The organism is Streptomyces ruber, assembly GCF_014648075.1.
GTDB classification, from domain to species: domain Bacteria; phylum Actinomycetota; class Actinomycetes; order Streptomycetales; family Streptomycetaceae; genus Streptomyces; species Streptomyces ruber.
In genome coordinates this window covers 330,270-354,434 of the sequence record NZ_BMQK01000004.1, presented here as the reverse complement: position 1 = coordinate 354,434, position 24,165 = coordinate 330,270, and the positions used below count along the sequence as shown (strand labels likewise).

Here is a 24,165-nt window from a genome sequence, read left to right as displayed (position 1 = left end):
ATCAGCCCCGGGTCAGCTTCTTGTAGGTGGCGCGGTGCGGGCGGGCCGCGTCCGGGCCCAGCCGTTCGACCTTGTTCTTCTCGTACGACTCGAAGTTGCCCTCGAACCAGAACCACTTGGAGTCGCCCTCGTAGGCGAGGATGTGGGTCGCCACGCGGTCCAGGAACCAGCGGTCGTGGGAGACGACCACGGCGCAGCCCGGGAACTCGAGGAGCGCGTTCTCCAGGGAGGACAGGGTCTCCACGTCGAGGTCGTTGGTCGGCTCGTCGAGGAGCAGCAGGTTGCCGCCCTGCTTCAGGGTCAGCGCCAGGTTCAGGCGGTTGCGCTCACCGCCGGAGAGCACCCCGGCCGGCTTCTGCTGGTCCGGGCCCTTGAAGCCGAACGCGGAGACGTACGCGCGCGAGGGCATCTCGACCTGGCCGACGTTGATGTAGTCCAGCTCGTCGGAGACGACGGCCCACAGCGTCTTCTTGGGGTCGATGTTCTCGCGGGACTGGTCGACGTAGGAGATCTTGACGGTGTCGCCGACCTTGATGCTGCCGGAGTCCGGCTCCTCCAGTCCCTGGATCATCTTGAACAGGGTGGTCTTGCCGGCGCCGTTCGGGCCGATGACGCCCACGATGCCGTTGCGCGGCAGCGTGAAGGACAGGTCGTCGATCAGGACCTTCTCACCGAAGGCCTTGTGCAGGTTGCTGACCTCGACGACCACGTTGCCCAGGCGCGGGCCCGGCGGGATCTGGATCTCCTCGAAGTCCAGCTTCCGCATCTTCTCGGCCTCGGCGGCCATCTCCTCGTAGCGCGCCAGACGCGCCTTGGACTTGGCCTGCCGCCCCTTGGCGTTGGAGCGGACCCACTCCAGCTCCTCCTTGAGGCGCTTGGCGCGCTTGGCGTCCTTCTGTCCCTCGACCTTCAGACGAGTCTGCTTGGTCTCCAGGTACTTGGAGTAGTTGCCCTCGTAGCCGTGCAGACGGCCGCGGTCCACCTCGCAGATCCAGCCGGCGACGTTGTCCAGGAAGTACCGGTCGTGGGTGACCGCGACGATCGTGCCCTCGTACTTGGCGAGGTGCTGCTCCAGCCAGTTCACGGACTCGGCGTCCAGGTGGTTGGTGGGCTCGTCGAGCAGCAGCAGGTCGGGGGCCTCGAGGAGCAGCTTGCAGAGCGCGACGCGGCGCTTCTCACCACCGGAGAGGTTCACGACGGGCCAGTCGCCGGGCGGGCAGCCCAGGGCGTCCATGGCCTGCTCCAGCTGGGAGTCCAGGTCCCACGCGTTGGCGTGGTCGAGGTCCTCCTGGAGCCTGCCCATCTCCTCCATCAGCTCGTCGGTGTACTCGGTCGCCATCTGCTCGGCGATCTCGTTGAACCGGTCGAGCTTGCCCTTGATCTCGGCGACACCCTCCTGGACGTTCTCCAGGACGGTCTTCTCCTCGTTCAGCGGGGGCTCCTGGAGCAGGATGCCGACGCTGGCGCCGGGCGCGAGGAACGCGTCGCCGTTCGACGGCTGCTCGAGACCGGCCATGATCTTGAGGATGGTGGACTTACCGGCGCCGTTCGGGCCGACCACACCGATCTTCGCGCCGGGGAGGAAGTTCAGCGAGACGTCGTCAAGGATCACCTTGTCGCCGTGCGCCTTGCGCGCCTTGCGCATGGTGTAGATGTACTCAGCCAAGAGAAACCGTCCGGCAGCTTGATATACGGCAGTGGGCAGTACCACCCATCTTGCCGCACGGCCACCCCTCGACGGAAACCGGAGTCACGGGGTCCCCCGACGGCCACGGCCCGCGAAGGGCGCGGCCCCGGTCGCCCGAAGGCGTACCGGGGCCGCGTCGCCCGCCTGGGTCACCGCGCGGTCACTCGCTGTCGGTCACTCGCTGTCGAGTTGTCAAGGAGCGGACCGGAGGACCGGTGTCATTCCTCGCCCGGCGCCTTCCCCCTGCCGGCGATGATCAGTGCGGCTCCGCCGATGACGACGAGCGCGATGGCCGCGCCCCCGATCAGGACGGTCGCCCCGGAGCTGCCGGTCTCGGCGAGGTCGACCCCCGTGGCGGCGGGGGCGCCCGCCGCCACCGGGGTGGGCTCGCCGAGCGTCTGTATCCCGGTCCCTCCCTCGCTCGTCCCGGTGCCCGTCCCGGTGCTGGTCGCGGTCGCGCAGTCGAGCACGCCCTTGAAACGCTGCTCGAAGCCGTTCGGTCCCGTGATGGTGAAGTCGTACGCCTGGTCCTCCCCCACCGGGACCGTCACCGTCTCGGTCACGCCCGCGGCGACGGTGTACTCGGTGCCCATGAGCTCGAAGGAGAAAGGCTCGTCGCCCTGGTTGGCGGCCGTGATGTCCACGCCGCCCGCGGCGCAGTTCTTCTCCGCGGACAGGGCGGGTATCGCTCCCGTCGTCGCCCAGTTGGCCACGGCCGTCGCGGAGACCGTGGACTCGCTGGAACCGGCGAGTATCTGTGTCTGGCTGCGGGTCTCCGAGGCGAAGGCACGGCCGACGGGGACGGTGGTGGAGGCCTGCACCGTCAGCGCGGCCGAGCCGTCCGCGGCGTCCTCCGGCACGTCGAAGTACAGCTTGCTGCCGTCGCTCGCGGTGGTCACGGCCGCGCCGTCCTCGTCCACGACCCGTACGCCGTCGGCCGCCGCGTCCGCGGGCGGCGTCACCGTCACGGAGTCCGCGTTGGTGTGGACCGTGACCGGGCCGAGGCGCTCGCCGGCACGGCCGGAGACGGCGGGCGGGTCGAGGGTGAGGGACGCCTCCGGTTCCGCCAGGTCGCGTGCGTTCTCCTCCAGGTAGTCCGCGAGCTTCTCGGCCCGGGGGTTCACGGCGGTCACGTCGGCGCCGTCCGAGTAGCGCCAGATGGCCACCTGGGTGCCGGCCGCCGCGTCCTGCTCGGTCAGGCCGGCCGCCCCGGCCTTGTCGGCGAGCGCCGCGAGGTCGTTGACCTTCGGGTAGGAGTTCTGCAGGATCCAGCGGATCCTGCCCGCGTCCTCGTTGCCGTGCAGCGAGGTGCCGCTCCAGGGGGTCTCCTGGTACCTGGCGTCCCGCTGGGTCGGGGTGTACAGATCGACGCAGTACGTGTGCAGCGTGCCGCCGCCCTCGACGGACATCTCGAACAGCCCGGCGGAGACACGCTGTTCCTCGCCGTTCTCCCGGACCACGGCGGCCCCGTACGTCTTCAGGCCGCCCGACGTGGCGGTGGCGCCGCCGGGGCTCTGCGGGACCTCCTCCGCGGCGGCCGGGCCCGCGGCGGCGACCGTACCGGCGAGGACGATCCCGGACGCCAGCGTCACGGCGGCCAGACGGGCGGCGCCTCGTCTGTGTGAGGCCGACGCGGAGAACGAAGAAAACACAGGACTTCCCTTCGAGCTGGACCCTTTGCTGCGGCAGCGCTGTTCCCTCACCGGCATCAACAGCCCCATGAGCTTCGCCCGGCATCCTATGGACGGCGGCGTACCGCTCTTCCCGGTCCCCGGGTCGGACGACCGATCCGAATCGCAATCGTTATCGGATGCACAGACGGTTCACACAGGCGCTGAGCTGCACTTATCGAGAACTACATGGGGACCGTTCACTACGCCTGCCCCGATAAGCCGCACTCCGGTCAGCCCGGTCGAACCGGATGTGCCGTCACGTCACTCCGGCGTCCGCCAGCTGCTTCCGCGGTGTTCCGGCACTCTCGTCCGCGGGCGCCGTCCCCCAGTCGGGCTCCGTCCTGGTGTCCGTGGTGCCCTTGGTGTCCGTGCCGTCCCTGGCGTCCCTGGCGTCCCTGGTGGTGCGGCGGAACGCCGACGTGCCGCGCGTGAGGTCGTGACCGACCGCCGTCGCGTCGATGTCGGCCCAGGTGCGGCTCTCGCCCTCCTCCGTGCGCTCGGTGCGCACCCGCAACCGCCCCTGGACGACCACCGGGTCGCCCACGGACAGCGACGAGGTGACGTTCGCCGCGAGCGTGCGCCTCGACCACACTGTGAAGAAGTTGGTGTGCCCGTCCGTCCACTCGCTCTTCTCGCGGTCCCAGTACCGCGCCGTCACCGCCAGCCTGAACCTGGCCGAGGCGCCGAGGGCCGTCTCCCTCGACACCGGCCTGGTGGCCACGTTCCCCACCACGCACAACGTCGTCTCGTTCATCTCGATCCCCTCCTCCGCCCGGCGCCGGGGCCGGGCGGACACGCGTACGGGCCGGTCCCGTACGGCCGCGTCCGGTGCGGACACCGCGTCCGCCGTGTCCGTCGCGGTCGCCGCCGGATCAGACTGCCTCCGCCGGGCCGGGCCCGCCGCGCCCTGTGCACAGCCCGTGGCCTGTGGACAACTCCGCCACCCGGACGGGTCAAGCGGAAGAGGTGACCGGGATAGGTGAGTCGGAAGAGGTGAGCCAGAAGTGCTGAACCGGAAGTGCTGAGTCGGAAGTGCTGAGCCGGAAGTGCTGAGCCGGAAGTGCTGAGGAGGGAGGATCACCGCACCACGGTCGGCGCCCCCACCACCCGTCCGTACTGCTCCCGCACCTCCTGGTAGCGCAGCAGCTCCGCCGTCACCGGCTCCAGTACGCGTGTCCGTCCGCACCCGGCGGCCGCCTCCCGCAGCCGGCGCTCCGCCTCCAGCCCGTACCGCCGGGCCGGACCGCGGGCCGCCAGCCTGCTGCCCCACTCGACGACCGGGCCGCCTACGATGCCCGTCGCCATCAGCAGCGCCGGCACCCCGAGGTTCGGCGGCAGCACCCCGACGATCTGCCCCACCAGCCAGATCCCCCCGAGGACCTGCAGCACCGTCATGGCCGCCTGGACGAGGACCGCCAGCGGCCACCAGCCGGGCCGCGGCGGCCGCGCCTGTGGCCGGCCGGCCCGCGCCGCCAGCTCGTCCAGCGCCTCGGGAAGCCCCTGGGAGCCGCGCAGGGCCGCTTCGCGCACGGCCACGGCCCAGGGCTCCGGCAACCCCGTGGCGGCCCTTTCGGACAGCACCCGCACGGCCTGCTCGACGCGCTGCCGGGCGGTGGCCTCCTCGTCCTCGGGCGCGGGGACGGGCAGCCGCCCGGTGGGCGGGTCCCGGCGGTCCTGCAGCCACCGCCACAGCCGCAGCCAGGGCGTGCCGCACGCGCGGCCCGCATGGCGCAGCCAGGCCCGTTCCGCCGCCTCGCCCGCCGCCGTGGCACCGACGGCGTCCGCCAGCCGGGCGGTGAAGTCGTCGCGCGCCTCCTCGCCGAGCCCGGCGGGCCCTCCGGCCGCGTACGCGGGCCGCAGCCGCCGGGCGGCGGCCTCCAGGTCGGCGGAGAGCCGGCGGGCCGGGGCGCCCCGCTCCGCCACGAACCGGCCGAGCGCCTCGCGCAGCTCCCCGACCCCGTCCCCGGTGAGCGCGGACACCGCGTGCACGGCGGCGCCCGGTTCGCCGTACTCCCCCAGGGCGACCCCGTCCTCGTCGAGCAGCCTGCGCAGGTCGTCGAGGACCTGGTGGGCGGCCTCCCCGGGCAGCCGGTCGACCTGGTTGAGCACCACGAACATCACCTCCGCGTGGCCCGCCAGGGGCCGCAGATAACGCTCGTGGAGGACGGCGTCGGCGTACTTCTCCGGGTCGACGACCCAGATGACCGCGTCCACGAGCGCCAGGATGCGGTCCACCTGCTCGCGGTGCTGCACCGCCGCGGAGTCGTGGTCGGGCAGGTCCACCAGGACGAGTCCGCGCAGCGGCGAGTCCCCGTCCACGCCCTCGACCGGGCGCCGGCGCAGCCGCCCCGGGACGCCCAGCCGGTCGATGAGGGGCGCCGCCCCGTCGCTCCAGCTGCACACGATGGGCGCGGCGGTCGTGGGCCGGCGGACGCCGGTGTCGGACAGGGCCGCGCCCGTGAGCGCGTTGAAGAGCGTGGACTTGCCGCTGCCGGTCGCGCCCGCGAGGGCGACGACGGTGTGCTGCCCGGACAGTCTGCGCCGCGCGGCCGCCTCCTCCAGGACACGGCCCGCCTCCGCGAGCGTCCTGTTGTCGAGCCGCGCCCGGGAAACCCCCACGAGCTCCCGCAGCGCGTCCAGCCGCGACCGCAACGGCCCGTCGTGGGCGAGGGACGTCGTGGTGCGCGCGCCCATCGGTCCGATCTCCGCCCCGGCGGCCTGGTCGTCGGCGGCACGCCGGGCGATCAGCCCGTCGTCCCAGTCATGGCTCCCCTCCTGCTTCGTCTCCTCCGCCTTCCCCTTTCCCGTCTCCTCCCCCCTCCCCGCTCCCGTCTCCGCTCCCGTCTCCTCCCTCGCCCTCTCCGTACGGCCGTCGCGGGTGTCGTGATCGTCGTGCTGCACGCGCGCGTGGGCGTCCTCCTCTCCCCCGTCGTGGTCCGTGCGGTCGGTGACTGCGGTCACGGCGGTCATCTCTCCTTCAGCAGTACGGACAGGGCGGCGATCAGTTCGGCCTGGGGCTCGGGGGTCACGTCGAGGGCGTCCAGCGGGGCGAGACGGCGCTCGCGCTCGGCGCGCAGCACCCTGCCGACGTACTCGGTGAGCAGCCGCCCGGCCCGGTCGCGCAGCCGGAGGGCCCCGTGCGCTCCGATCAGTCCGGCGAGCCGCTCCCCCGCGGACCGCACCCGGCGCCCGCCCAGGAGCGCCGTCGCGACCAGCGCGGCCAGGACCTCGGGATCCGGCGCGGCGCCGCCGTCGAGGTCGCGCACCTCCTCCTCGGCGTACTCCTCCAGGACGCGCCGCCAGCGTCGTACGGCCATCCCGATGCGGTGCTCGGCGCTCTCCAGCACCGGGTCGCGGCGCGTCAGCTCCGGGGCGTCCGCGGCCGGTTCGCGCCGCCACGCCTCGGCGGCGGACTGGTCGGCGGCGATCGCGGCGCACAGCAGCAGCGCGGACAGGCTCTCCACGAGCGCGTCGAGCAGTTCTGCCGCGGTGCAGTCCAGCGGGTAGCTGCGCCACCGTTTCAGCGCGTCCCCCGCCAGCACGGCCCCGTTCTGCAGCCGCCTCTTCACGCGCGCGTGCTCCCTGTCGTACGCCGTGTCGACGGCCGTGGTGAGCCGCAGCGCGGCGGCGTACTGGGCGGCGGCCGCGCCGGCCAGTTCGGGCATCCGGGCCCTGAGCGAGTCGAGCACGCCGTGCGCGGTGCGCGCCATCGCCCGGTGCCGGGCCCCCGGGTCGGTCACCTGGTGCGCCAGCCAGGTGCGCAGCGGCGCGACGGCCGTGGCGGGCAGCAGCCCGCCGCCCCAGGCGGACTCGGGCAGTTCGGGCACGGTGAACCGCGGCACCTCGCCGAGGCCCGCCTTGGCGAGCAGCGCCCCGTACTGCCGCGAGACCTCGGACGCCACCTGGTGGGGCACCCGGTCGAGCACGGTGATCAGGGTCACCCTGTGCTGCTTGGCGGTACGCAGCAGATGCCACGGCACGGCGTCGGCGTACCGGGCGGCCGTGGTGACCATCACCCAGATGTCGGCCGCGGAGATCAGTTCGGCGGCCAGGACGCGGTTGTCGGCGAACAGCGAGTCGACGTCGGGGGCGTCCAGGAGGGCGAGCCCCTGGGGCAGGCTCTCCGCGGTCTCGATCCGCAGGACACGACGGCCGTCGCCCCCGAGCGGGTACTGCTCGTCGCAGCGCTCCCGCCGGGGCACCCACGCGCGCGTGAGATGGGGCAGCACCCGCATCCCGCTGAACCAGTGGTGGTCCCCCGGATGGCACACGAGTACGGGGGTTCGCGTGGTCGGCCGCAGCACCCCCGCCTCGCTCACCCGCCGGCCCACGAGTGAATTGACGAGGGTCGACTTCCCGGCGCCGGTCGATCCGCCCACCACGGCGAGCAGCGGCGCTTCAGGCTCTCTCAACCGGGGCACGAGGTAGTCGTCGAGCTGTGCGAGCAGTTCGTCGCGGTTGGCACGCGCGCGTGGGGCCCCCGCGAGCGGCAGCGGATAGCGCACGGCGGCGACACGGTCGCGCAGGGCGGAGAGTGCGTCGAGCAGCTGAGGCCGTACGTCCAAGGTGACCACACGCGAAGAATGCCCAATTTTGGCGGGATTCTGAAGCATATGTACACGTCAGCGCGCCGACAGAACACAAGGGACGGAAGGGACTACTGGGACGCAGGCATAACGAGTGCACAACACCCGTGGCCCGGGGCGCCAAAAGCGATGCACGATTCGTACCTGCCTGCGATTATCAGGACCGCTTCACCGAACCTCCACATTGAGCCACGGAGGGGAAGCAACAGGGTCGAGGACCGGGGAGCCCTATCCTTGTCCCCGGCAACGTCACGGATCAGCCCACACCCGGGCACCACGACACAGGCCACCACACCTGGCCCCCGTAGCTCAGTGGATAGAGCAGGCGCCTTCTAAGCGCTTGGCCGCAGGTTCGAGTCCTGCCGGGGGCGCCGCCGCCCGTTCGGCGTCCAGCCCTCCTCCGCGGAGGGCTTTTTCGCTGGCCGGACAGGGTGAGGGGACCTGCGGCCGGGCCGCGCGCAAGCTTGGCCGAAGGTCATCGGGCCGGGGGGACACCCCTGCACGGAAGAGGGCGCTCCGGGCAGATCAGGACAACTTCGGACGGGGCGCCGGACGCGGTGGCGGTCGCGCCGTCCCGTCGGCCGCGCCGCGGACCTCGGCCGGACGGCTTCCCCGCACCTTACGGGCCCGACGGGCCTTTCGGGCTCCGCGCCCTGCCGGGACAACCCAGGGAAACCCGGAGAACGCGGTTCAATTGGGGTGATCACGACCAAACGCCGTGACCCAAGATCCGCAGGCGCGTTGAAGGGCTGTGCGGCCGCGTACGGGCGGCCCGCTCACCGAACGAAGGAGAACGCGATGTCTCGCATGGCGAAGGTTGCCGCCGTCGCACTGGGCACGTCCGCCGTGATGCTCAGCGGCGCCGGCCTCGCGACGGCCGACTCGGGCAGCTCGGGCTCGGCCGCCCAGTCGCCCGGCATTGTGTCGGGCGACGTCCTGCAGATCCCCCTGGACGTGCCGCTCAACATCTGCGGCAACTCGATCGACGTCATCGGCCTGCTGAACCCCGTGTTCGGCAACGTCTGCGCCGATGTGGACGACCACCACGGCCACCACAACTCCGGTGGCTACGGCCGCTGACGTGCGCAGCCGCCGACGGCAGGGTCGGCGCGGAAGAGCCCCGGTGACGTTCCGTCACCGGGGCTCCGGCCTGCGACAGGGGTCGCGTCCGCGGCCGGGCCGCGTCCCGCGGCGCGCGTCGCCGCCACGGGTCACACGTACCGGTAGACGTCCTCGACGTCCTCCATCCGGCCGGGTGTCTCCTCCCACGGCGGCATGGGCTCGTGCCGCGCGACGACCAGGCCCTCCTGGGAGCCGGCCGGACCGGGCGGCCGGGCCGGCAGGTAGCGCGCCCCGGGGTGACGCCGCCGCCAGAGCGTCCACTGGAGGTCCACGAAGGCGTGGTGCAGCCAGAAGACGGGATCGTTGACGGAGGCGCCGCCGACCATGTGGCCGCCGACCCAGCGGTGCACCCGGTTGTGGGCGCGCCAGGACGCACTGCCCCGCCCGGACCCCCAGCCCTCCAGCTTGTTGCGGAAGCCCTCGCGGGACGTGGAGTCCCAGGGGGCGGAGTCGTAGACGGGGTCGGCCAGGGCCGCGTCGAGCTCGCCGCGCGTGGGCAGGTCCACCGGCTGCTGCGGGTGCCCGAAGTCCCGGGTGAGGTACTCGACGTCGGTGACCCCCACCCTGATCGTCCAGTCCCCGGTCGCATAGGCGAAGGGACCGGTCGTCACCTGGCGGTCCGAGCGGCGCCCGTTGCCCCCCAGCAGGTCCGCGGTCCAGGGCACCGACGTCGTCGTACGGTCCCGGGTCCAGTCCCAGTAGGGAACCGTCACCGAGTCGTCAACGCGGCGCAGCGCCGCTTCGAACTCCAGCAGGTACCGGCGGTGCCACGGCAGGAAGGAGGGCGCCATGTGGGCGGTGCGCAGACCGGTCTCGCCGTCGGCGACGTAGTGGTCGACGTGCGTGCGCACGAACTCGTCGTACTCGCCGCGCCGTTTGAGCGCGAGCACCGCGCCGACGAACCGGCGCCGCTCCGCGCGGGTCAGCACGCTGACGTCCTTACGCGTGTACGCCATGACCGTCTCCCCCGTGCTGTCCGGGTCCCCGCCGGCGCCCCGGCCCGGGACCGCGCGCCGGGGCGCCGGCGGCACGCGGCCGCTGCGTCGCCCCCATCTCGTCGACGGCGGCGCGCGTCGCCTCCAGGGCGGTGGGCCAGGACCGGTAGTGGTCCACCATGCTCAGGTACGTGCCGTCCGCGCGCCGCATCAGGTGCAGCGGCCGTCCGTCCACGGTGACCTGCCACCGGGCCGGGGCGGTGACGGTCGTGGCGGCGGGCACACCGCGGATGCGCCGTCCGCCGTACGTCTCGTCGAACCCGCCGTCGTCGTCGGCGGGTGCCGCGTTCCGGGGCCGGGACGCGGTGACGGCCGGAGCGAACACCAGGGCGGCCGCCGCCGCGAGCAGTGCCCGCGCGACGTCCCGGCGCCGCACTCCGCTGACGGACAACACACTCTCCCGGCTCGTGGCTCGTGGCTCGTTGCGGCTCCGCCCCCGTCCGCGGCCGCGCTCAGTCGCGTGGGCCGCGCGCCGGCAGGATGACGTGGGCGGCACCGGCCAGCGTCTCCGGGGCGCCCGCGAACGCGGCCAGCGCCTCGGGCTCGACGGACCTGCCGGGTGCCGCCTCCGGCCAGGGGCGGGTGACGACGAGGAGATGGGCGTACCCGCGCTCGGCGACGGCCGCGAGCCACTCCGGCGGAGCGGGGCACCGGGCGCTGAAGCACGGCATGGTGACGACCGCCCGACCGGCCTCGACGAGGAGGGTCACCGGCGGCTCCGGCCGGCCGGCGGTGCCGGTGGGCCGTGCGTCGGTCGAGCCGGTGGCGAGGCCGGTGTCGCGCAGCAGCCGGCCGACCGCCGCCGAGGACGTCTCCGGGCCGTTCTCGCCGTCTCCCAGGGGATAGGCGAGGAGGTGGGGCATGTCGCCGTCGGGTGTCCCGCCGGTCCAGGCCATGACGACGAGCGTGCCGAGATCTCCGGGACGGAAAGTGCGTGTATCAGTGGCAGTTGTGGCAGTCGAGGTCACCGCGTATCCCTGGAAAATTCTTAGGACTGAAGTGGGAGGCCACCGAGGAGCTGCAGCGGACTGGCGGCCGAATTGAGGGCCGCGGTGGCGCTTTTCACGCTGTGCAGCAGCGAGTCCTCGTTCTCGGTGTCGAGTGCGTTCGACTGCTGCTTCAGCGGGGAGATGTCGATGGGTTCCGCCACGAGCTTGTTCCAGGCGCCGGTGAGGCTCATGGGCGCCGCCTCCGCCGGGTCGAAGGCGAAGGCCGGGGTGGCGGCGCCGACCATGGCCACGGACCCCGCGACGACAGCGGCGGCCTTCAGTACTTTCATCGTGTTCCTCTCTTCGGCGACTCGCACCGCCGGGGAATGTTCCACTGCGCCCTGCACAACGAGTTCCGGTCGCCCCGGAAACCCGCGTCCCGGAAATTCCTCCGTTTCGCGTGACGGAACGGCGCGTCGCGCGCTCGTACAAATAGTTCCGCACGACCGCACGACAAAAGGAAAACAGGCGAAGAAGGGATGACGGGGGGCGGGACGCGAGTCGGCCGTCCTCCCCCCACGGGGAAGGACGGCCGGCGTCGGGCGGTGTGCCGTGATCTCAGTCGCTCAGGCAGTGGTTGCCGAACGCGGGGTTCAGCAGACCGATGACGTTGATGGAGTTCCCGCAAAGGTTGACCGGGAGATGGACCGGGACCTGGATGGCGTTGCCCGACACCACACCCGGCGAGTGGGAGGCGGCCCCCTGCGCGCCACTGTCGGCGACGGCGGCGCCGGCGGTGCCCGCCACGGCGGCGGCGGCAACGGAGGTCAGGGCCAGGCCCTTCGCGATACGCGACATGGAGAAGTGCTCCTTGGTGTTGACGCAGAACATCCGGGCAGTGCGCCCGACGCTGGCATCAACGCCCGGACGCGCGCGGGGTTGCGCGGCCGAAGGAGTGATATACGCAAACGCTCATCTTAGGCATGCCGACACAATTTTCGGGTTTCACCGATAAGTACGCATAGCGGGATAGAGTTGCGCTCCCTGCAGACCGCGAAAGGGCACCGCCGGTCATGCGCCATTCCCCGAGTCGTCCGCCGCACCGTGCGGTGGTGGGCCGCCGCCGTGCGGTGCGGCACAGCTCGTCCGTCGTGGACGACGCCCAGCAGTAACGCGCGCCCCCGGCGCCGTCCGCGAACAAGGAACCCGCATGCCACTGTCTCCCTCGCCTCCGTCGCCTCCCCCGTTCCCGTCCACGCCGCGCATCCTGCACATCACCCAGCCGGCCGACGGTGGGGTGGCCCGGGTGGTGGCGGACCTGGTACGGGCGCAGCTCACCGAGGGTTTCCAGGTCACGGTCGCCTGCCCCGACGGCGATCTCGCCCATGCGCTGGGGGCGCTCGGCGCGGGCGTACGGCGCTGGCGGGCGACCCGTTCACCCGGGCTCGCGCTGCCCGCCGAGGCGCACCGGATCGCGCGGATCGTCGCCGCGGCGCGGCCCGACCTGGTGCACGCGCACAGCGCCAAGGCGGGACTGGCCGGGAGGATGGCCGTCCGCGGGCGGATCCCGACCGTGTACCAGCCGCACGCCTGGTCGTTCGAGGCGGTCGGCGGCGTCACCGCGGCGCTCGCCCTGACGTGGGAGCGGTGGGCGGCGCGGTGGGCCGACCGGGTCGTGTGCGTGAGCGAGGCCGAACGGCTGACCGGGGCGCGCGCCGGGGTACGGGCGCGGTGGCAGGTGATCGCGAACGGGATCGACACGGAGCGCTTCCGCCTCGCGGGCCCGGCGGCGGGGACCGTACGGGCGGCACGGGCCGGGCTTCCGCTGCTCGCCGGGGTGCCCGCGCGGGCGCCGCTCGTGGTGTGTGTCGGGCGGCTGTGCCGGCAGAAGGGGCAGGACGTCCTGCTGACGGCCTGGGGCTCGGTGGTGCGGCGGGTGCCGGGGGCGCGGCTCGTACTGGTCGGCGACGGGCCGGACGCCGCGCGGCTGCGGGAGCTCGCCGGGGCGGGGGAGGGCGTGCTGTTCGCGGGGGCGGTCGACGACGTCGTGCCCTGGTACCGGGCGGCCGACCTGGTCGTCCTGCCGTCCCGGTGGGAGGGCATGGCGCTGGCGCCGCTCGAGGCCATGGCGTGCGGCCGGCCCGTCGTGCTCACGGACGTGGACGGCGCCCGGGAGAGCCTGCCGCCGGGACGGGTGCCGGTGCCCGTCGGGGATCCGACCGCGCTGGCCCGTGCCGTCACCCGGCTGCTGCTCGACCCGCCGTTGCGCGCGTCGCTCGGCCGCCAGAGCCGCCGGCACGTCCTGACCGCGCACGACGTACGGCGCACGGCGGAGGCGGTCACGGAGGTGTACCGGGAGGTGCTGGGCGCCGGCGCCCCGGAGGGACGGCGCGCGCCGGCGGGCGCCGCGCGGGCGGGGGCGCGTCACGGGCCGCCCGCCGTGCCCGGCGGTACGGCCCGTGACGTCCCGCCGTGCCGCGGACCGGCCGGGCGGCGTCTCCCCTCCTCCACGACCTCCGGGGCCTCCGTGACCTCCGCGACCCCCGTCTCCTCCGCCTCCCCCGTCTCCTCCGGGGACTCCGCGTGCGGTAAGGCCGGCCACCCGTGACCGCGGAACGTACCGTCCCCTCCCCCGCCGGGGCCGCCGGAACTGCCGGGGCCGCCGGGACCGCCGGGACCGCCGAAATCACTGGCCCCGGAAACGAGTGCGGAGGTACCACGTCCGTCTCCGTGGTTCCCCCGCGCGGCTCCGTCCGCGGTGCCGCCGGTGTTCCGGCCGACCGGTGGCCCTCCGTACGGGCGCGGTCCTCGACGTGGCCGCTGCTCGCCGCGGACGTGGCCGCCGCACTGCTCGCCGCCCCGGCGGTGACCGGCAGCCGGACGCCCGGACGTCCGCTGCTGGTCGCCGGGCTGCTGCTCACCGTCGTCTGCCTGAACGCGCGGGCCCGGCTGTACCGGCCGCCCGCCGTGCCCACGGCACTGGACGAACTGCCCGCCGTGTGCGGCCGGATCGTGGTGGCCTGGTGCGCGCTGGCCGCTGTCGTGGCCGCGTACGCCCCGGACCACGCGCTGCCCGTACGGGCCCTGCTCCTCGGCTGCGCGGTGCAGACGGCGCTGAGCTGCGCGGGCCGCGCCGCCGTGCACGGACGGCGGCGCCGGGACCTCGTCCGCAGCCCCGGCGCGGCCCTGGTGGTCGGTCCGGCGGCGGCCGCGCAACGCGTGGCCGCCGCGTTCCTGCGCCATCCGGGGTGCGGGCTGCGGCCCGTGGGGGTCGTCGCCGGCCGGCCCGCCGGGGACGGCGGCGGTCTGCCGGTGCTGACCACCGGCGAGGAGGTGCGGCGCGCCCTCGTCCAGAACGGCGTACGGACCGTTCTGGTCCTGGGCGTCTCGAGCGTTTCGGACCCCCGTCCCGAGCACGAGCCGCTGCTGCTGCGGGGGCTGGCCGACTCGGGGTGCGCGCTGTGGCACGTGGACGCGGACACGGACGCGTCGGCCCCGGCGCGGGCGCGGGCGTACGGCCGTGACGGCGAGCGGCTCGCCGGGTTCGCGTGCCGCCGCCTGGACGTGACGCCCTGCCGCGGCACCTGGGGCAAGCGGCTGCTGGACGTGTCCGTGGCGGGGGCGCTGCTCCTCCTCGCCGGACCGCTGCTGCTGGTCACCGCGGTGGCGCTGCGGTGGAGCGACGGGCCGGGCGTGGTGTTCCGGCAAGAGCGCACCGGCAGGGACGGGCTGCCGTTCACCCTGCTGAAGTTCCGTACCCACCGTCCGGCCGACGCCCATGAGGCGGCGACCCGGTGGAGCGTGGCCGACGAGCCGGAGATGAGCCCGTTCTGCCGTTTCCTGCGCCGGACCTCGCTGGACGAGCTCCCCCAGTTGTGGAACGTCCTGCGCGGCGACATGAGCCTGGTCGGGCCGCGACCGGAACGGCCGTACTTCGTGCACAGGTTCAGCCACGCGCACCCCGGCTACGCGGCCCGGCACCGCGTGCGGACCGGCATCACCGGGCTCGCCCAGATCCACGGGCTCCGCGGCGACACCTCGATCGAGGACCGCGTCCGCTTCGACAACGCCTACATCGACGACTGGTCGCTCTGGCAGGACGTCCGCATCCTGCTGCGCACGGCCGCCACGCTCGTCCGGCCGACGGGGAGCTGACCCGTGCCCCCGCCCCCGCCACCCGTCCCGCCACCCGTCCCGCCCCCCGTCCTGCCGGTGGTGGCCGTCGTCGCGGCGGTCGCGCTGCCCGCCGTCCCGGGCCTCCCCGGCGGGGGCGGCGTCGGCGGCGGGGCGACCGCGGCCGACGCCGTCTCCGGGCTGCTGGTGGTGTGGTGCGCGGTCCGGCTCGTACGCGCCCGGCGGCGCCCCCTGTCCCGTACGGCCGCCGTGGTGCTGGGGCTGCCCGTGGTGGGGCTCGCGCTCGCCGCGGCGGGAGCGGTGTCGCCGGGGGCCGGGCTCACCGGGTTCGCGCGGTACCTCCAGGTGTTCGTGCTGGTGCCGGCGGCCGTGCTGCTGAGCGTGCCGGGCCGGGCCGGCTTCCGGGCGGTGGCGTGGTCGTTCGTGGGGCTGGCGCTGTTCCAGGGAGCCGTCGGGGCGCACCAGTACGCCACCGGGACCGGAGCCTCGTACCAGGGGGAGGACGTCCGGGCGGTGGGGACCTTCGGGCCGTCGGACGTCATGGGGATGGCGACGGCCGTGTCGTTCGGGCTGGTGTGCGCGGTGGGGCTGGCCCTCGGGCCGGGCCGGGCCGGCCGGCGGGCCGCGGCGGCGGGGTGCGCGGCGGTGCTGGTGGTGCCGCTCGCGCTGTCGTTCAGCCGGGGGGCGTGGCTCGCCACGGCGGTGGCGTGCGGTCTGCAACTGGCGCTGGCGGGCCCCCGGCGGGCCGTCGCCGTGTGCGCCGCGCTGACCGCCGCGGGGGTGGTCCTCGCGGGTGGTCCCGGGGCCGGTCCGGCGTCGCTGCGGGAGCGCGTCACGAGCATCACGCAGGTCGTCGACGCGCCCGACCGGTCGGTCACCGACCGGTACACGATGTGGGCGGCGGCCGTGGGCATGTGGCGCGAACGGCCGCTGACGGGCGTGGGGCTGAGGGGCTTCCCCGAGTACCGCGACACACACGCCTCCCTCGCCCTGTCGTCCGGCAGCGACATCGCGGGCGCCGGGACCGCCTACCGGAGACAGCCGCTGCTGTCGCCGCACAACATGTACGCGCTGGTGCTGAGCGAGCAGGGGCTCGTCGGCCTGCTGTCACTGGCGGGTGGCTGGACGGCCCTGCTGGTGTGCGCGGTGCGGAGTCCGGCGCACGCGCCGCGGAAGCGCTGCCGGCACAACCGGCGTACGGACTGCGCGCTCGTCGCCTGCGGGCTCCTGGTCTGGATCCTGGCCGACTTCGTGTACGCCGACATCGGCGGCCCCACGACCGTGCTGACCGCCGTGGCCCTCGGGCTCGCGGCCTGGTGGGCACTGGCACCGACGGACCCGCGAGCGGATCTGCGGGCTGATGTGCGGGCGGACCCGCAGGCGGATCCGCGAGCTGACCTGCAGGCTGATCTGCGGGCTGATGTGCGGGCGGACCCGCAGGCGGATCTGCGAGCTGATCCGCAGGCTGATCTGCAGGCGGACCCGCAGGCGGATCTGCGAGCTGATCCGCAGGCTGATCTGCAGGCGGATCTACGGGCGGATCTGCGGGCCGGCCCCCGGACGGTGCCGCGATGACCATGGCACCACCCCCGCTGAACGGCCCGGAGGGTCTGGCGTCCGCGCCCGCCGCGGCCCCCACCGGCGTCGCCGCGCCGACCAGCCGGTTCCTCGCCCGGGCCACGCTCGTCACGGCCGCGCTCACCGCCGCCGGGTCGCTCCTGGGCCTCGGCCGCGACCAGGCGCTGTCGTACCTGTTCGGCGCCGGCACCGAGACGGACGCCTTCCTGGTCGCCTGGACCGTCCCGGAGTTCGCGGCGACGCTGCTCATCGAGGACGGGCTGGCCTACGTGCTCGTTCCCCTGTTCAGCGTGGCCGTGGCCCGCCGCGCGCAGGGGGCGCCCGGCGATCCGGTGCGCTCCCTGGTCGCCACCACGTTGCCCCGACTGGCACCGGCCTTCCTGGCGGCGTCCGCGCTGCTGGTGGCCGGGGCGCCCGGGCTCGTGGCCGCGCTCGCTCCCGGGCTGCCGGACCCCGGTACGGCCGTGGACTGCACCCGGCTGACGGCCGGCTGCGTGTTCACCTTCGGGCTCGCCGGGTACTGCAGCGCGGCCCTGCGCGCCCACCGCCGGTTCACGGCGCCCGCGGCGATCTACGTGGCGTACAACGCCGGGATCATCACCGCCATGTTCCTGCTCGGCCGGCACTGGGGGGTGCGGTCGGCGGCGGCCGGGGTCGCGGTGGGCGGGGCGCTGATGGTGGCCGCCCAGCTCCCGGCGCTGCTCCGGCAGTTGCGCCGCGGCCGGGTGACCGCGGTGCCGCCGGTCCCGGCGGCACCCGAGCCTCCGCTGGACCTGGTCCTCGTCGCCACCGTCCTGCTGTTCGCGCTCTGCCGTCAGTCGCAGGTCGTCGTCGAGCGGTTCCTCGGCTCGACACTGTCCTCCGGGGCCATCTCGCACCTCAACTACGCGCAGAAGGTGGCCCAGATCCCGATGACGTTCTCGCTGATGCTGTGCACCGTCACCTTCCCCGTGGTGGCGCAGGCGCTCGCCGAGGGCGACACCGGGCGGGCGCGCGACCGGGTGGAGAAGGACCTCGCGCTGGTCTCCTGCCTGGTGCTGTACGGCACGGCGGTGATCGTCGCGTGCGCCCCGCAGATCATCGAACTGCTCCTCCAGCGCGGCGCGTTCACCGCCCGGGACACCGCGGCCACCGCCGCGGTGATGCGCGTGTACGCCCTCGGGCTGCTCGGGCACGCGCTGGTGGGCGCCGTCGTCCGGTCGTACTTCTGCACCCGGCGCCCCACCTGGTACCCGCTCGCCGCGATGGCCGCCGGGCTCGTCGCCACCGCCTGGATCGGCGCGCTCGCCGTCGGGCCCTGGGGAGTGCTCGGGATCGCCGCCGCGAACGCCGCCGGCATCACCGTCACCGCGCTGCTCCTGCTGTGCGGCACCGGCGGACGCGCGGTGCCGATCCGCACTCGGCAGGTGGTGGCCGGCCTGGGCGGGCCCGTACGGGCGGCGCTGGTCGCGGGCGGTGCGGGGCTGTTCTGCGCGGACCGCGTGTCCGGGGCGGCCGGCTCGCCCGTGCCCGGGCTCGCCGTGGGCTGCGCCGTGGTGACCGCCGTCTTCGTCCCGCCGGCCCGGGCCCTGGGGTTCCCGGGCGTCCGGCCCGCCGTCCGTTCCGTCACCGGAGGACTCCCCCGCAGGCCCCCACGAAAGCTCGCCCGCAGTCTCACACGAAGACTTACACGAAGGCTCACGCATGCCCGTAACCATGCCCGCGACCGCTGACCCGACCCACCCGACCACCGGCCTGGTCCGTCCCCCCACCGGCGTCGGACCTGCCGCGCCCGCCTCCCTGTGGGTGGCGATGTACCACTCCGTCGGCGACTGCTCCGACGACCCGTACCGCATCACGGTCTCCCCGCACCGCCTGGAGCGGCAGTTGCGCTGGCTGCGCCGCCGGGGCCTGCGCGGAGTGGGCGTGGCCGAGCTGCTGGCCGCCCGCGCCCGCGGTGAGGGGGACGGCCTCGTGGGGCTCACCTTCGACGACGGGTACGCCGACTTCACCGAGCACGCGCTGCCGCTCCTGCGCCGGTACGGCTGCGGGGCCACCCTGTTCGTCCTGCCCGGCCGGCTGGACGGCGTCAACGCGTGGGACCCGGCCGGCGCGCGCAAGCCACTGCTCGGCAAGCACGGCATCCGGGCGGCCGCCGCCACCGAGGGCATCGAGATCGGCTCGCACGGGCTCACCCACGTGGACCTGACGAAGGCGGACGACAGGCTGCTGCGCTCCGAGGTGGCCGGCAGCAGGGCCGTCCTCACGGAGCTGGTCGGCGCCCCCGTCCGGGGTTTCTGCTATCCGTACGGCGCCGTCGACGCGCGGTCCGCGGACACCGTACGGGACGCCGGGTACACGTACGCCTGCGCCGTCGACCCCGGCCCGCTCGGCGGTCCGTACGCGCTGCCCCGCGTCCACATCGGCGAGCGGGACACCTCGTGGCGGCTGCACCTCAAGCACCGGCTCCACCGGCTGCGGCGCCACCCGGTCGAGGGGGTGTGAGATGACGGCTCCGCTGGACGCCCGGAAGACGACAGGACCGAAGACCGGGACGGAGACAGGACCGGGAACCGGGACGAAGGCAGGACCGGGAACCGGGACGGAGACAGGACCAGGAACCGGGACGGAGACAGGACCGGGAACCGGAACGGAGACAGGACCAGGAACCGGAACGGAGACAGGACCAGGAACCGGGACGGAGGCAGGGACCGGGACCGGAACGCGCACGGGGAACCCGGTGCGGGTTCCGGCGAGGGCCCCGGCGAAGGCCCTGCACATCATCACCGGCCTCGGCGTCGGCGGCGCGGAGCAGCAGCTCCGGCTGCTGCTGCGGCACCTGCCCGTCGAGTGCGACGTGGTCACGCTCACCGCGCCGGGCCCGGTCGCCGAGGGCCTGTCCGCCGACGGGGTCCGCGTCGTCCACCTCGGCATGGGCGGCAACCGCGACCTGACGGCCCTGCCCCGGCTGGTGCGGCTGATCCGCGAGGGCGGCTACGACCTCGTCCACACCCACCTGTACCGGGCCTGCGTGTACGGCCGGATCGCCGCGCGCCTTGCCGGGGTGCGCGCCGTCGTCGCCACCGAGCACTCCCTCGGCGACTCCCAGCTGGAGGGCCGCCGGCTCACCCCCGCCGTCCGGGCGCTCTACCTCGCCAGCGAACGGCTGGGCAGCGCCACGGTCGCCGTCTCCGCCACGGTCGCCGAACGGCTCCGCCACTGGGGCGTCCCCGGACCGCGCATCGAGGTCGTCCCGAACGGCATCGACCTGGCCCGCTACCGCTTCGACCCGGACCTGCGCGCCCGTACACGCCGCCGGCTCGGGCTGCCCGAGGGAGCGTACGTCGTCGGGGGCGTCGGACGGCTCACCGCGGGCAAGCGCTTCGACGTCCTCGTCCGCGCGCTGGCGCAGCTGCCCGGCGACTTCTGGCTGGTGCTGGTCGGCGGCGGCGCGGAGGAGAACGTGCTGCGCCGCACGGCCCAGCGGGCGCAGGTGGCGGACCGGGTGCTGTTCACCGGGGAGCGGCCCGCGGCCGGCTGTCCGGGCGCCGATCTGCCGTCGCTGCTGCACGCGATGGACGTCCTCGCCTCGCCCAGCGCCGAGGAGGCGTTCGGGCTGGCCGCCGTGGAGGGGCTGGCGGCGGGCCTGCCCGTGCTCTACGTGTCCTGCCCCGCGATCGACGACCTGCCGCCGGGGACCGCCGCCGGCGCCCGGCGGGTGCGGGGCAGCGCCGACTCCTTCGTCAGCGCCCTGCCGGCGGTCCGCGCCGAGGGGGCCGGGTCCCGCGCCATGTCCGCGGCCGCCCACCACTACTGCATCACCCGCAGTGCCGCCCAGCTCATGGACGTGTACACGGCCGCCGTCACCGGTGCGCCGGCCGGCCGTCCCTTCCCGGGAGTGAGTTCCACATGACCGACATCGCCGAGAAAGCGGAGCAGACGGAGGGGGCCGAGGCAGTCGAGGTGACCGAGGCGGCCGAGACACCCGAGGCTTCCGAGGCTTTCGGAAGGACCGGTGCGGGCGCGCCCGCCGCTCGCGGACCGCACCGCGACCGGTGGCCCCGGGCGTCCCGGGCGTCCCAGGCGTCCCAGGCGCCCTGGACGCGGCTCGTCGCCGGCCTCCTGCTCGGCGGCCTGGCCGGAGGCGTGTACGGCCTGGTCAAACCGTCCACGTACACGGCCACCAGTTATGTCGTCGCCGTGGCCGACCAGGGGACGGACGCGCAGTCCGCACTGGGTTTCGCACAGGCGTACGGACGGACCGCGACCCAGCTTGCGGTGCTCGGGGACGCGCAGGTGTGGGCCGGGGTGCCCGTGCGGACGCTGCGGGACAGCGTGCGCACGGCGACCTCGCCGGACGCCCCCATGGTCGCCGTCTCGGCCACCTCCACGCGTCCCGACCTCGCCGCCGACATGGCCAACGCCGTCTCCCGCGCCCTGACCCGCCACGCCGAGCACACCGGGCGGGCCACCCGTGTCGGCCTCGAACAGTTCGCCCGGGCCACCGAGCCCACCGAGGCGTCCTCCGCCTCCACGGCCGTGACGGGTCTCGTCGGCACCGGTGCGGGCGGCCTGCTCGGCGGACTGTTCCTGCTGGTCCGCCCCGGCCGTACCGCGTACGGACCGCTGTGACCGGCACGCCTCGACGGACCCTGGAGCGCGGCGCCCCGCGCAGCGAGATCTGCGCGGACGAGGCGGAGTTCGCGCGCCTCGCCGCGCCCTGGGGCCGGCTGTACCGGCGGTGCGGGGCGGCCACCCCGTTCCAGTGCCACGCCTGGCTGCACTCGTGGTGGCTGTCGTACGGCCGGCCCGGCGCGCTGCGGCTCGTGCTGGTCCGCGAGGGGGGCGAACTGCGCGCGGCCGCCCCGCTGATGCTCGTACGCGGTCCGCTGCCCACGCTCGTCCCGCTGGGCGGCGCCGTCTCCGACTACGCGGACGTGCTGATCGACGACGAGCACGCGGACCGCGCGGCGGCGGCGCTCACCGAGGGCCTGGCCGCCGCGGCCCGCACCGCGCTGATCGACCTCCGCGAGACACGGCCGGGCGCGGCGGCCGAACGGGTCTACGAGCGGTGGCGGGGCCCCCGCCGGAAGGTCGCCGACTCCGTCTGCCTGGAGCTGCCCGCGGGGACGCTGGAGGAGCTGCTCGCCCGGCTGCCGCCGGGGCGGGCCCAGCGGGTCCGCTCCCGGATCCGCAAGCTGGACGCCCTCGGGGTCGAACACCGTGCCGTACGGCGGCCCGAGGAGGTCGAGGCGGCGCTGCGGACCATGCTGGACCTGCACCGGCTCCAGTGGCAGGGCCGCGGGGTGACCGCCGAGCACCTCAGGCCGCGCTTCCGGGAACACCTGGTCCGCTCCGTGGTGCCCATGACGCGCACCGGGGACGCCCTGGTCACCGAGTTCCTGCTGGACGGCGAGGTGACGGCCGTGGACGTCACCCTGCTGTCGCGACGGGTGGCGGGCGGCTATCTGTTCGGCGCGCATCCGCGGCTGCGGGAGCGGAAGGCGGACATCGCCACCATGCTGCTGCACGCCTCGGCCGGTCAGCTGGGCGGCGGCGGGCAGGAGGTGCTGAGCCTGCTGCGCGGGACCGAGGCGTACAAGTCCCGCTGGCGCCCGGACACCGTGGTCAACCAGCGGCTGCTGCTCGCCCGGCGCCGCACCGCACCACTGCTGTCGGCGGTGCTGTGCGGCGCGGCCGTACGCGACCGGGGCAAGGAGCTGCTGCGTCAGCGGCTGAACGGCCAGTAGTCGTGGCGGACGCAGATGTCCCCGCCGAGCCAGTACTCGACCCAGCCGCCCAGACCCAACGGCGAGCACTTCGGCGACCGTGCGGGTTCGGCGGGGGTGGGGGCGGGCGTGGCGGAGGTGGGGGGCTTGGGGGGCGTGGGCGGCTTGGGGGGTTTGGGCGGCTTGGGGGGTGTTGGGGGCGTGGGCGGTGTGAACAGCGGAGGTGGGGGTGTGGGTGGTGTGGGGGCGGCAGGCGGCATGGGTGCCGCGGGCGGCTTCGGTGCCGCAGGCGGCTTCAGTGCCGCGGGTGGTGTGGGTGCCGCGGGTGGTGCGGGTGCCACGGGCGGCTTCGGCGCGGCAGGTGCGGGGATCGACGGGGTGGGCTTGGCGACCTCGGGCTCCAAGGAGCCGGGCTCCGGAACGTCGGGCTCCAGGACGTCGGACTCCGGAACGTCGAGCTCCGGAGCATCGGACTCCGAAACGTCGGGCTCCGGCGTGCCGGGGGCCGAGGGGGCGCTCGGTGCCAGGGGGGTGCTCGGAGGCGGTGTGAGGCTCGGAACCGGGGCGGCGCTCGAAGCCGGGACGGGGGTCTCCGGTGTGTCGGTGCGGCCCGTGAGCCGGGACCAGTACACCTCGGAGGCCTTCGGGTTCGCCGAGCACTGCCACACCCCGTGCGGGCAGTAGTCCGTGACGGTGTTGTACAGCGGCTTGTGCTCGTCCATCCAGGCGAGCATGCCCTTCATGTACTCCGCGTTGTCCCCGTTGCGGAACAGCCCCCACTCCGCGTACGACACGGGCTTGCCGTGCGCCTTCGCGAAGTCCACGTGCGCCTGGAGCCCGTACGGCTCCTCGACCTGCTCCTCGAAGGACAGCCCGTGCGGCTGGTCGTAGGCGTCCATGCCGATGATGTCGACCGTGTCGTCCCCCGGGTAGCACTCGGTCCACGGAACGGCGTCCCGGCCGCGGTTCGGGGTCCAGTCGAACCGGAGCTCCTGCCCCGGCACCGACCGCATGACGCCGACGATCCGGTTCCAGTACGCCTTCCAGTTCTCCGGGTCGGGCCCGCAGCGGTGGGTGTACGTGGTGCCGTTCATCTCCCAGCCGAGCACGACGACGGTGTCGGGCGCCCCCAGGTCGACCAGCCGCTCGGCCAGCTTGCGGAAGTGGCCGTCGAACTCGCCGTCCGCGCCGCGCGCCAGCAGCTCGCGCACCTCGGCGTCGGACGCGCCCGACTCGTTGCGCTCCAGCATCGGCACGTTGAGGACGAACGTCCGGTCGTCCCGTTCCCGGCGCCACTCCGCCCACTTCTCCAGGAACTCCGGCCGGCCCTCGATGTTGCTCCACCGGTCGCCCGGCAGATACGTGTGCGCGACGCTCAGCTCGGCCCCGTCCAGCCACTCGCCCAGCTCGGCGATCCGGGACACGCCCTCGGGGCCGTAGTCGAGGTAGGCGCCGAACGCGGAGGGGAGCGGGTCGGGGAGCGGCGGCCGGGCGCCGGAGCCCGCGGGCGGGGTCGGGCCGGTGGGCGCGGGCGGAGCCACCGGGGCGGCCGGCGACTCCTCGGCGCCCACGGCGTAGGCGTATCCGGGTCCCGACGCCAGGGCGAGCGACGTGACGACACAGGCCGCGACGCTCACACCTCTCGGCCGCGCCCTCCTGGACCACTGCTGTTGTGGGGGCTGTGGGGCCATGGTGCTCCTCCCTGACGTCGCGGCTCCGCGCGGTCCGCTGCCGGCCGATCACTTACTGACAC

General features: G+C 74.4%; 20 protein-coding genes and 1 tRNA gene. 10 read left to right on the top strand and 11 right to left on the bottom strand.

What is annotated here, in order from left to right:
* Window position 1: 1 nt before the first annotated feature.
* From ettA to IEZ04_RS12945, 5 genes are all read right to left on the bottom strand, one after another.
* On the bottom strand, window positions 2-1,666 hold the full coding sequence (gene ettA, locus IEZ04_RS12965; protein ID WP_189216940.1) for an energy-dependent translational throttle protein EttA: 1,665 nt from the start codon (window positions 1,664-1,666) through the stop codon (window positions 2-4).
* 239 nt (window positions 1,667-1,905) lie between these two features.
* The gene (locus tag IEZ04_RS12960) at window positions 1,906-3,288 is read right to left on the bottom strand and encodes a Cys-Gln thioester bond-forming surface protein (protein ID WP_373296307.1); all 1,383 of its coding nucleotides are present in this window, start codon (window positions 3,286-3,288) and stop codon (window positions 1,906-1,908) included.
* Between the two features lie 328 nt (window positions 3,289-3,616).
* Window positions 3,617-4,114, bottom strand: a complete 498-nt coding sequence (locus IEZ04_RS12955) for a single-stranded DNA-binding protein (RefSeq protein ID WP_189217152.1) — start codon at window positions 4,112-4,114, stop codon at window positions 3,617-3,619.
* A gap of 323 nt (window positions 4,115-4,437) precedes the next feature.
* Window positions 4,438-6,330, bottom strand: coding sequence for a GTPase (locus IEZ04_RS12950; RefSeq protein ID WP_189216939.1), 1,893 nt, complete (start codon window positions 6,328-6,330; stop codon window positions 4,438-4,440).
* Window positions 6,327-7,934, bottom strand: a complete 1,608-nt coding sequence (locus IEZ04_RS12945) for a dynamin family protein (RefSeq protein WP_189216938.1) — start codon at window positions 7,932-7,934, stop codon at window positions 6,327-6,329. Before IEZ04_RS12945 ends, IEZ04_RS12950 begins: the two co-directional genes overlap by 4 nt.
* A gap of 310 nt (window positions 7,935-8,244) precedes the next feature.
* Between IEZ04_RS12945 and IEZ04_RS12940 the strand changes: the two genes are divergently transcribed.
* A tRNA-Arg gene (locus IEZ04_RS12940) sits at window positions 8,245-8,317 on the top strand.
* 427 nt (window positions 8,318-8,744) lie between these two features.
* Window positions 8,745-9,026 carry a chaplin gene (locus tag IEZ04_RS12935; protein WP_189216937.1) on the top strand — a complete coding sequence of 94 codons (282 nt, stop codon included), beginning with the start codon at window positions 8,745-8,747 and terminating at the stop codon, window positions 9,024-9,026.
* A 131-nt stretch (window positions 9,027-9,157) separates the two neighbouring features.
* Here the strand turns inward: IEZ04_RS12935 and IEZ04_RS12930 are convergent, their stop codons facing one another.
* The 5 genes from IEZ04_RS12930 to IEZ04_RS12910 form a co-directional block, all read right to left on the bottom strand.
* On the bottom strand, window positions 9,158-10,024 hold the full coding sequence (locus tag IEZ04_RS12930) for a tyrosinase family protein (protein WP_189216936.1): 867 nt from the start codon (window positions 10,022-10,024) through the stop codon (window positions 9,158-9,160).
* Window positions 10,008-10,454, bottom strand: a complete 447-nt coding sequence (locus IEZ04_RS12925; RefSeq protein WP_229821012.1) for a tyrosinase family oxidase copper chaperone — start codon at window positions 10,452-10,454, stop codon at window positions 10,008-10,010. Before IEZ04_RS12925 ends, IEZ04_RS12930 begins: the two co-directional genes overlap by 17 nt.
* Window positions 10,455-10,515: 61 nt before the next feature.
* A complete protein-coding gene (locus IEZ04_RS12920; protein WP_229821011.1) occupies window positions 10,516-10,959 on the bottom strand; it encodes a DUF5949 family protein in 444 nt (147 codons plus the stop codon).
* 92 nt (window positions 10,960-11,051) lie between these two features.
* Window positions 11,052-11,342 (bottom strand): hypothetical protein, encoded by a 291-nt coding sequence (locus tag IEZ04_RS12915; RefSeq protein ID WP_189216933.1) that lies wholly within the window; start codon window positions 11,340-11,342, stop codon window positions 11,052-11,054.
* A 268-nt stretch (window positions 11,343-11,610) separates the two neighbouring features.
* Window positions 11,611-11,850, bottom strand: coding sequence for a chaplin (locus IEZ04_RS12910; RefSeq protein WP_189216932.1), 240 nt, complete (start codon window positions 11,848-11,850; stop codon window positions 11,611-11,613).
* Between the two features lie 352 nt (window positions 11,851-12,202).
* Between IEZ04_RS12910 and IEZ04_RS12905 the strand changes: the two genes are divergently transcribed.
* The 8 genes from IEZ04_RS12905 to IEZ04_RS12870 all read left to right on the top strand — a co-directional run bounded on the left by IEZ04_RS12905 (window position 12,203) and on the right by IEZ04_RS12870 (window position 22,433).
* A complete protein-coding gene (locus IEZ04_RS12905) occupies window positions 12,203-13,600 on the top strand; it encodes a glycosyltransferase (RefSeq protein WP_189216931.1) in 1,398 nt (465 codons plus the stop codon).
* Entirely contained in the window at window positions 13,597-15,147 is a 1,551-nt protein-coding gene (locus IEZ04_RS12900; protein WP_373296295.1) for an exopolysaccharide biosynthesis polyprenyl glycosylphosphotransferase, read from the top strand. The genes IEZ04_RS12905 and IEZ04_RS12900 overlap by 4 nt, the downstream gene beginning before the upstream one ends.
* A 3-nt stretch (window positions 15,148-15,150) precedes the next feature.
* Window positions 15,151-16,701 carry an O-antigen ligase family protein gene (locus IEZ04_RS12895; RefSeq protein ID WP_229821010.1) on the top strand — a complete coding sequence of 517 codons (1,551 nt, stop codon included), beginning with the start codon at window positions 15,151-15,153 and terminating at the stop codon, window positions 16,699-16,701.
* Window positions 16,698-18,416: a murein biosynthesis integral membrane protein MurJ gene (gene murJ, locus IEZ04_RS12890; RefSeq protein ID WP_189216930.1), complete on the top strand. Its 1,719-nt coding sequence runs from the start codon at window positions 16,698-16,700 to the stop codon at window positions 18,414-18,416. Before IEZ04_RS12895 ends, murJ begins: the two co-directional genes overlap by 4 nt.
* Before the next feature lie 79 nt (window positions 18,417-18,495).
* Complete coding sequence (locus IEZ04_RS12885) at window positions 18,496-19,188, top strand: polysaccharide deacetylase family protein (RefSeq protein ID WP_189217150.1); 693 nt, start codon at window positions 18,496-18,498, stop codon at window positions 19,186-19,188.
* 235 nt (window positions 19,189-19,423) lie between these two features.
* Window positions 19,424-20,596: a glycosyltransferase gene (locus tag IEZ04_RS12880; protein ID WP_189216929.1), complete on the top strand. Its 1,173-nt coding sequence runs from the start codon at window positions 19,424-19,426 to the stop codon at window positions 20,594-20,596.
* Window positions 20,593-21,315, top strand: coding sequence for a YveK family protein (locus IEZ04_RS12875; protein ID WP_308429799.1), 723 nt, complete (start codon window positions 20,593-20,595; stop codon window positions 21,313-21,315). Before IEZ04_RS12880 ends, IEZ04_RS12875 begins: the two co-directional genes overlap by 4 nt.
* Window positions 21,312-22,433 (top strand): GNAT family N-acetyltransferase, encoded by a 1,122-nt coding sequence (locus IEZ04_RS12870; protein ID WP_189216928.1) that lies wholly within the window; start codon window positions 21,312-21,314, stop codon window positions 22,431-22,433. Before IEZ04_RS12875 ends, IEZ04_RS12870 begins: the two co-directional genes overlap by 4 nt.
* On the opposite strand, the gene IEZ04_RS12865 is transcribed toward IEZ04_RS12870, so the two are convergent.
* On the bottom strand, window positions 22,412-24,103 hold the full coding sequence (locus IEZ04_RS12865; protein ID WP_189216927.1) for a glycoside hydrolase family 26 protein: 1,692 nt from the start codon (window positions 24,101-24,103) through the stop codon (window positions 22,412-22,414). The genes IEZ04_RS12870 and IEZ04_RS12865 overlap by 22 nt on opposite strands.
* Window positions 24,104-24,165 lie beyond the last annotated feature (62 nt).